The following is a 7897-nucleotide window of genomic DNA, read 5'->3' on the forward strand; positions in this document are numbered from 1 at the left end:
GCGGCGAAAAGCGCGATGCCACGTCAATCCAAGCGGCAATCCATGTACACGCCAGCGCAATGCGCAACGTTCAAGATGCACCGGTCAGCGACGCCAATTCTCTCTCTCTCCAACGGCACGGCGATCCGGGAACCTTCAGAGTGGGTTCGGGACAAACTGGTTCGCCTTCGCAGACACGGCCCGAATGGATTCGGGCCGTTTTCATTTGTGCGCCGGGTGTTCCGGTAGCATGGCCATGGCATCGCCCCGGAACCTTGCCATGGCCCGCGACACCCGCCGCCCCTGCTTCCATGGTGCCTGGCTGCTGCTGGCGCTTGCCCTGCCGCTGGCCGCAGCGCCACCGGTAGCGGCGCCCACCCCCGCGCCGCTGCAGCTGCTGCCCGGCGAATACCTGTGGCTGCCCGAACTCGCGCCGAAAGGTCCGCTGCTGGTGCTGGTGAGCCTTCCCGAACAGCGCGCTTACGTTTACCGCAACGGCGTGCGGATCGGCGTGGCCACCGTGAGCACCGGCAAGAAGGGTTACGAAACGCCCACCGGCGTGTTCACCATCCTGCAGAAGAAGCGCGAGCACTACTCGAACCTCTACGACGACGCGCCGATGCCGTACATGCAGCGGCTCACCTGGGACGGCGTGGCGCTGCACGCGGGCCGCGTGCCGGGTTACCCGGCCTCGCATGGCTGCGTGCGCCTGCCGGAGGCGTTCTCGGAAAAGTTGTTCGGCGTCACCGAGCGCGGCATGACCGTGGTGATCATCGACGAACCCGGGCGCGCGCCGATGCTGGCCGACCCGGCGCTGTTTCCGATGCCGCCGATACCGCCGCGCGCCGGCACGCCCGTGGCCGAACTCACGCTGCCGCCGCCGGCCGATGCCGCCTACACCTGGACACCCGACGCCGCCCCGGCCGGCGCGCTCACCGTGGTGCTGAGCACCGGCGACCGCGAGATGGTGGTGTTGCGCGAAGGCGTCGAGATCGGCCGCGCGCCAATCGGCGTGGCGGGCCCGCTGCCCGGCGGCACCACGGCCTACACCCTGCTCGAGGGCCTGCGGGAAGACGCCGTCCCCCTGCTTCCCCAACGCCCGCGCCGCCGCTGGCTGCGCGTGCTGGGCGAGGGCGGCGACGACCCGGCCGCCAGCCTGGCCGCGGCCGCGCTGCGGGTGGACCCGGCCTTCGTGGCCCGGGTGTACGACGCCCTGGCCCCCGGCGCCACCTTGGTGGTCACGGATGAACGGTTGCGCCCGGCCTCGGCGCTAACCGTGCTGGAGGGGGATGGAAACCGGCCGCCGCAGCCCCATTGAGGCAGCCAGATACCCCCGGACGTATGCTATGGCCATGACCCGCCGCCTGACCTGGCTCCTGCTGCTGGCCCTGCCGCCGGCCTTCGCCGGCGAGCCGGTGCTCGAGCGCCTGGCCGCGGCCGCGCCCGAGGCCGACCCGCAGGTGCTGGCCCTGGCCCTGGAAGCGCGCGACTGCGCGGTGCAGTCGGCCACGGCGCCCGCCGCCGACCGCCTGGCGGTGATCGACTATTCCCGTCCCTCCACCGAACCCCGCCTGTGGGTGTTCGACCTGCGCCAGGGCCAGCTCCTGTTCGCCGAACACGTGGCGCATGGCAAGGGCAGCGGCGAGAACCACGCCACCGCCTTCTCCAACCGCGACGGCAGCCACCAGTCCAGCCTGGGCCTGTTCCTCACCGCCGAGACCTACCAGGGCGGCAATGGCTATTCGATGCGCATGGACGGGCTGGAGCCCGGCGTGAACGACGCCGCCCGCGACCGCCTGATCGTGATGCACGGCGCCGGCTACGTGGACCCCATCACCGCCGCCCTGCAGGGCCGCCTGGGCCGCAGCTACGGCTGCCCGGCAGTGCGCCGGGAGGTGGCCAGGAAGGTGATCGACACGCTCAAGCAGGGCCAGCTGCTGTTCGCCTACTACCCCGACGAAGACTGGCTGCAACGCTCGCGTTTCCTGGGCTGCGGCCGCGACGGCCTGGCCGGCGCCCGCGGCACTGCCCGCAAGGGCTGACGGGGCGGCACGGGGCCGCCCCGCCGGTGGCTCAGAAGCGGTAGTTCAGCGCCAGGCGCAGGGTCTCGAAGTCCGCCTCCTGGCGCACCGACTCGGAATACGCCGGCGACGTGAAGCTGCTGCCCGGCAGGTACCCGGTGTCGAAGCGGAGCGGGTCGACGTCGGCCATCAGCCACTCGCCGCGCAGCGACCACTGGTTGCCGAAGTCATACTCGTAGGCAACGCCGATCTCGGTGCCCTCGAGGGTCTCCGAGCGGGAGCCGGCCTTGAGGTAGTTGCCGTTGCTGACGATGCCGGCGAAGGCCTGCGCGTCCACCTGCACCCAGCCCACGCTGAGCGAGAACAGGTGGCTGCCGCTGGCCCAGCCGATGCGGCCCTTGAGGGCCAGCTTGTCGTCGAGCTCGATGGCGTTGCCGTAGTCGTAGCTCAGGCTGGGGAAGGTCGTGGTGGGCGTCAGGCCGGTGGAGCGCGACTCGTCGATGCCGAGCTTGCTCCAGTCGAGTTCGGCGCCGAGCACGAAGCCGCTGCTGAACTGGTGGTTGTAGCCGAACTGCACGCCGTAGACGGAGCCGCTGGCATCCAGGCCGGGCGACAGGCCGGCCGCGACCTCGTCGCGCAGGGCCTGCGATTCGCTGGACCAGGCACCGCCGAGGGTGGTGTCGGCTTCGGCGTCCGAGTCGCCTTGGCCCGCGTGGACGCCGGCGTACCAGCCGGTCCAGTCGCCGTTGGCGGCCAGGGCCGCGGGGGCGGCCAGGGAGAGGGCAATCAGCAGGGAAAGTCGTTTGTGCATGTCCGTTTCCTCAAAGGGGGTCGTTGCCGGCCCGCGGGGGCGCCTTGCGGGGGTGGGCAATGTGAAGAACGCGGAGGCAAGGCCGCGCGTGCCAGCTTCCGGGCAGGGAAGCCGACAGACGGCAGAAGCGGGGAGGGGGAAGGAAGATGGCGCGCCCGGAGGGATTCGAACCCCCGACCAATGGCTTCGGAAGCCACTACTCTATCCGGCTGAGCTACGGGCGCCTGGCCGGGCATTATGCCACGTGGCGGCGGACCGGCGACCCCCGGGGCGGGCGGTGCGGACGTTCTGTGGCGGCCCGCACGGACAGGCGGCCACATTCGTGTGACGCTGCGGTTAACGTATGCCTGACGCCTCCGCCCGCAGCGCCGCCACGCCCATGGACCTCGCGTTCATCGCCAGCCTGTTGCTGCACCCGTCCCGGCGCGCCCTGCTGGTGCTGGACGAGAATGGCCGGGTGGTGGCGGCGAACGACCGGGCCCGGGCCATCGTCGGGCCTGCCCTGGAAGCCACCCTGCGCGAGGCGCTGGCCGACGGCATGCGCCAGCTGGCCGAACACCCCGATCGCGAGGTCCACCACCGCCATCAGGACGAACGCTTCACCCTCGACTGCCTGCTGCGCGCCGTGCGTGGCGAAGACGACGGCATCCGGGGTTACACCGTCAGCCTCTACAGCCGCGACGAGGCGCCCGACCTGGCCGAGGCCCCCGACCGGGCCCGTTGGCGCTTCGCCCTCGAAAGCGCCCAGGACGGCCTGTGGGACTGGGACTCCGAGTCCGGCCAGGTCTACCGCTCGGGCCGCTGCTTCAGCATGCTCGGCTACTCCCGCGACGCGCTCGACGGCAGCTTCGACGCCTGGCAGTCGCTGATCCACCCCGACGACAAGCCGCGGGTGAAGGCCGCCCTGCACGCCCACCTGGCCGGCGAGCGCGAGAACTACCAGGTGGACTACCGCGTGCGCGACGCCAACGGCCGCTGGCGCTGGATCCTCGACCGCGGCCGCGCCATCACCTGGGACGCCAGCGGCCGGCCGCGCCGGGTGATCGGTACGCACACCGACATCCACGACTACAAACACATCGAAACCCAGCTGCGCGAGCGCGAGCTGATCCTCAACCAGGCCCAGCACGTGGCCCACCTGGGCAGCTGGAGCTGGGACCCGGAAACCGACCAGCTCTGGTGGTCGGACGAGCTCTACTGGATCGTCGGCCTGTCGCGGCGCAAGCCGCCCCCGAGCTTCCGCAACCAGCGGCACCTGTTCACGCCGGAATCCTACGGGCGCCTGCACGAGGCCTCGGTGGCGCTGCTCAAGCACGGCAAACCCTACGCGCTGGAAGTGGTGATGCTGCGGCCCAACGGCGAGCGCCGCACGGTGCAGGCGCGCGCCGAGGCCATCCTCAGCGGTGACGGCCGGGTCGAACGCATGGTCGGCGTGCTGCACGACGTCACCGAGCAGCGCGAGGCCGAGGAAACGTCGCGCTGGCGCAACGACCTGCTCAACCGCATCGCCGCCATGGGCCGCATCGGCGGCTTCGAGCTGCTGGTGGACACCGGCACGCTGCACTGGACCGACGAGAACTACCGCATCCACGGCATCGAACCCGGCACGCCGCTGCGCTTCGAGGAAACGCTGCCCCACTATTGCCCGGACTCGCAGCAGAAGATGCGGCTGGCGCTGCAGCGCATGGTGCAGGAGCGCGTGCCCGAGCAGACGGTGGAAGCCTGCTATTTCACGCCGGACGGCCGGCGCATCTGGCTGCGAATCACCGGCAGCCTGGAGCTGCGCGAAGGCCGGCCCTACCGCATCACCGGGCTTACCCAGGACGTCACCGAGGAACACGAGGCCGGCGAACGCATCGAGCAGCTGGCGCACTACGACACGCTCACCGGCCTGCCGAACCGCTTCCTGTTCCGGCAGACCGCCGACGAGGCGATCGAGCTGGCCAAGCGCAGCGGCAAGCCGCTGGCGCTGCTGTTCCTGGACCTCGACCGCTTCAAGTACGTCAACGACACCCAGGGCCACGAGGCCGGCGACCAGCTGCTGCAGGAAATCGCCAGCCGCCTGCGCGCCTGCGTGCGCGCCAGCGACCTGGTCGGGCGGCTGGGCGGCGACGAGTTCCTGGTGCTGCTGCGCGAAGTGGCGCGGCCCGAGGACGCGGCCCTGGTGGCGCGCAAGGTCATCGACGCCATCGGCCAGCCGATCCAGCTGCCCACCGGCGACGCGCAGGTGGGCTGCAGCATCGGCATCGCCCTGCTGGGCGAGGGCAACAGCGACCTAGAAAGCCTGCTGCGCTCCGCCGACACCGCCATGTACGCGGCCAAGGACGCCGGCCGCAACACCTACCAGTTCTACAACAGCAGCTTCTACGAGCGCGTGCAGCGCCGGGTGACGCTCGAACAGGAACTGCGCCAGGCGCTCGCCCACGACGAGTTCCAACTGGCCTTCCAGCCGACGATGTCGCTGCGCGACGGCGGCGTGGCCTGCATCGAGGCGCTGCTGCGCTGGACCACGCGCGCCGGCGTGCAGCGCTCGCCGGTGGAATTCATCCCGGTGGCGGAAGAGTGCGGCGAGATCCTGCCCATCGGCCGCTGGGTGCTGGGCGAGGCCTGCCGGCAGGCGCGGCGGTGGCACGAGGCCGGGCTGGCGTTCGGGCGCATCGCCGTGAACGTGTCGCCGCTGCAGCTGCGCGACCCCGAATTCGCCACGCAGGTACTGGCCATCTGCGAACGCGAACACTGGCCCACCGACCGGCTGGTGCTGGAGATCACCGAATCGGCGCTGATGCGCGAGAGCGAGGTGCTGGCGAACGCGTTCGCGCTGTTCAAGGCCAACGGCATCACGCTGTCGATCGACGACTTCGGCACCGGCTTTTCCAACCTGGGCTACCTGCACCGCTTCCCGCTGCGCAACCTCAAGATCGACCGCAGCTTCGTCAGCCAGATGGAAACCAGCCCGAACATGCTCGAGCTCACCCACGCCGTGGTCAGCCTGGGCCATGCCCTGGGCCTGGCGGTGGTGGCCGAGGGCGTGGAAACCGAGAGCGTGCTGCAGCTGCTGCGCCAGCAGGGCTGCGACGAGGCGCAGGGCTACCTGTTCACGCGCCCGCTGCCGGGCGCGGAACTGGCCACCTGGCTGGCGGCGCAGGGCTGAGCGCGGGGCTCAGGTGCGGGTGTAGACGGCCGCGTGGATGCAGGACAGGATGGCCACCAGCACGCCGCCGAACGGGAAGAAGCCCAGCGACAGCACGAAGGTGATGGCGTAACCCAGGCCGCCCAGCACGAACCAGAACAACGCCCAGAGGATGCGGCCCTGCACCAGCTGGCCCAGTCCCGGGATGAACAGGCTGCAGATGGCGGCGATGACGTTTCCGGTGGAACCCTGGCCTGCGCTCATGCGTGTCTTTCCCGCGGTGGTGGATGACAGGGAAAGCATGGGGCCCCCTGCCCGCGGGTTCAAGCGACGCAAGTCATGCCCGCTGCGGCGGCGCGTGGCGGCCTGCTAGCATTCGCCGATGCCCCCTGAACCCGCTTCGACGCCCGAAAACGCGCTGCTGGCCGCCTGCCGCGAGCGCCTGCCGCACTACTGGAAGCTGGTGCGCGGCGACCGCCCGGTGGGCACGCTGCTGCTGCTCTGGCCCACCTGGTGGGCGCTGTGGCTGGCGGCCGAAGGCCTGCCGCCGCTGGGCACCCTGTTCATCTTCACCGCCGGCGTGTGGCTGACGCGCTCGGCCGGCTGCGTCATCAACGACTACGCCGACCGCTGGCTGGATCCGCAGGTGGAGCGCACGAAAGCGCGGCCGCTGGCCACCGGCGCAGTGGCGCCGCGCGAGGCGCTGGCGGTGTTCGTGGTGATGATGCTGGTGGCCTTCGGCCTGGTGCTGCTGACCAACCGGCTCACGGTGTACCTGAGCCTCGCCGGCGCTTTCCTGGCGGCCAGCTACCCGTTCCTCAAGCGCTACACCTACCTGCCGCAGGTGTACCTGGGCGTGGCCTTCGGCTGGGGCATCCCCATGGCCTTCGCGGCGGTGCAGGGCACGGTGCCGGCGCTGGCCTGGCTGCTGTTCCTGGCCAACCTGCTTTGGACCACCGGCTACGACACCTGGTACGCCATGGTGGACCGCGAGGACGACATCCGCGCGGGTTCGAAGTCCACCGCCATCCTGTTCGGCGACGCCGACCTGGTGGCGCAGGGCCTGCTGTTCGGTGGATTCGCCTGGGCCATGTGGCTGGTGGGCAGCCGCGCCGGGCTGGGCATCTTCTATTACGTGGCGCTGGGCGTGGCCGTGGTGCTGGTGCTGCGCCAATTCTGGATCGCCCGCGACCGCGGCCGCGAGCACTGCTTCGAAGCCTTCCTGTCGAACCAGTGGGTGGGCCTGGCGGTGTTCGCCGGCATTGCCGCGAACTACGCCCTGGGCTGAGCCGGGCGGACGTCCGGCGTCCGCCGCGCTGGACGTGACCTGGGGCCCATGCGGGCTGCGCCCGCCGCGCCGACACTGCGCTTCCCGCCCCGAGGAAGCCGCCATGAAACCCCGCCTGCTCGCCCTGCTGCTGGCCCTGCCTGCCATCGCCTTCGCCGCCGACGGGCCCGCGCCCAGCCGCGAACACTTCGCGCCCAAGGGCATGGAGGCCTCGTACCACGACTACCACTACACGCCGGTGCTGAAGGTGGGCGAGATGGTGATTGTCTCGGGCATCCCGGCCGCGCACGGCGACACCTATGAAGAAAAGGTGCGCAACCTGTTCCGCGCGCTCGAGCGGCACCTGCAGGAGGCCGGCGCCAGCCTGGCCGACGTGGTCGAGCTGACCAGCTTCCATCCCGGCGCCACCGACAGCGCCGCCTTCAACGCCGAGTTCGCGCGCTTTGCGCCGATCCACCACGAATTCTTCCCCGACCACTACCCGGCCTGGAGCGCGGTGGGCACGACGGCGCTGCTGATGCCGACGGCGGTGGTGGAACTGCGCGCCGTGGCCATCATCGGTTCCGGCAAGGCGCCGCGCGCCGACATTGCCAGGCCGGCGCCGCGGCCCGCCGACCCGGCGAACTGAGCCACGCGCGCTCACGGCCGCCCGCCCGGCGGCAGGGCGC

Annotated in this window: 7 protein-coding genes and 1 tRNA gene; 5 read left to right on the top strand and 3 right to left on the bottom strand. The window is 70.9% G+C overall.

The features are described from left to right. Positions 1 to 259: 259 nt before the first annotated feature. Both N790_RS09020 and N790_RS09025 read left to right on the top strand, forming a co-directional pair. Positions 260 to 1297, top strand: coding sequence for a L,D-transpeptidase (locus N790_RS09020; protein WP_052385827.1), 1038 nt, complete (start codon positions 260 to 262; stop codon positions 1295 to 1297). A 34-nt stretch (positions 1298 to 1331) separates the two neighbouring features. Continuing rightward, positions 1332 to 2021, top strand: coding sequence for a murein L,D-transpeptidase catalytic domain family protein (locus N790_RS09025; protein WP_245593766.1), 690 nt, complete (start codon positions 1332 to 1334; stop codon positions 2019 to 2021). Between the two features lie 31 nt (positions 2022 to 2052). On the opposite strand, the gene N790_RS09030 is transcribed toward N790_RS09025, so the two are convergent. Together N790_RS09030 and N790_RS09035 are read right to left on the bottom strand one after the other, a co-directional pair. Beyond that, positions 2053 to 2811 (bottom strand): outer membrane protein, encoded by a 759-nt coding sequence (locus tag N790_RS09030; RefSeq protein ID WP_043803448.1) that lies wholly within the window; start codon positions 2809 to 2811, stop codon positions 2053 to 2055. A gap of 147 nt (positions 2812 to 2958) precedes the next feature. Beyond that, positions 2959 to 3035 (bottom strand) — tRNA-Arg (locus tag N790_RS09035). 119 nt (positions 3036 to 3154) lie between these two features. Between N790_RS09035 and N790_RS09040 the strand changes: the two genes are divergently transcribed. After that, complete coding sequence (locus N790_RS09040; protein ID WP_052385828.1) at positions 3155 to 5962, top strand: sensor domain-containing protein; 2808 nt, start codon at positions 3155 to 3157, stop codon at positions 5960 to 5962. 9 nt (positions 5963 to 5971) lie between these two features. On the opposite strand, the gene N790_RS09045 is transcribed toward N790_RS09040, so the two are convergent. After that, positions 5972 to 6205 carry a DUF5683 domain-containing protein gene (locus N790_RS09045; protein ID WP_043803449.1) on the bottom strand — a complete coding sequence of 78 codons (234 nt, stop codon included), beginning with the start codon at positions 6203 to 6205 and terminating at the stop codon, positions 5972 to 5974. 118 nt (positions 6206 to 6323) lie between these two features. On the opposite strand from N790_RS09045, the gene ubiA reads away from it, so the two are divergent. Then, on the top strand, positions 6324 to 7229 hold the full coding sequence (ubiA, locus tag N790_RS09050; protein WP_043803451.1) for a 4-hydroxybenzoate octaprenyltransferase: 906 nt from the start codon (positions 6324 to 6326) through the stop codon (positions 7227 to 7229). A gap of 103 nt (positions 7230 to 7332) precedes the next feature. Next, positions 7333 to 7857, top strand: a complete 525-nt coding sequence (locus tag N790_RS09055; protein ID WP_052385829.1) for a Rid family hydrolase — start codon at positions 7333 to 7335, stop codon at positions 7855 to 7857. The last annotated feature ends 40 nt before the right edge of the window (positions 7858 to 7897 follow it).

Source organism: Arenimonas malthae CC-JY-1, assembly GCF_000747075.1.
Classification (GTDB): Bacteria; Pseudomonadota; Gammaproteobacteria; order Xanthomonadales; family Xanthomonadaceae; genus Arenimonas; species Arenimonas malthae.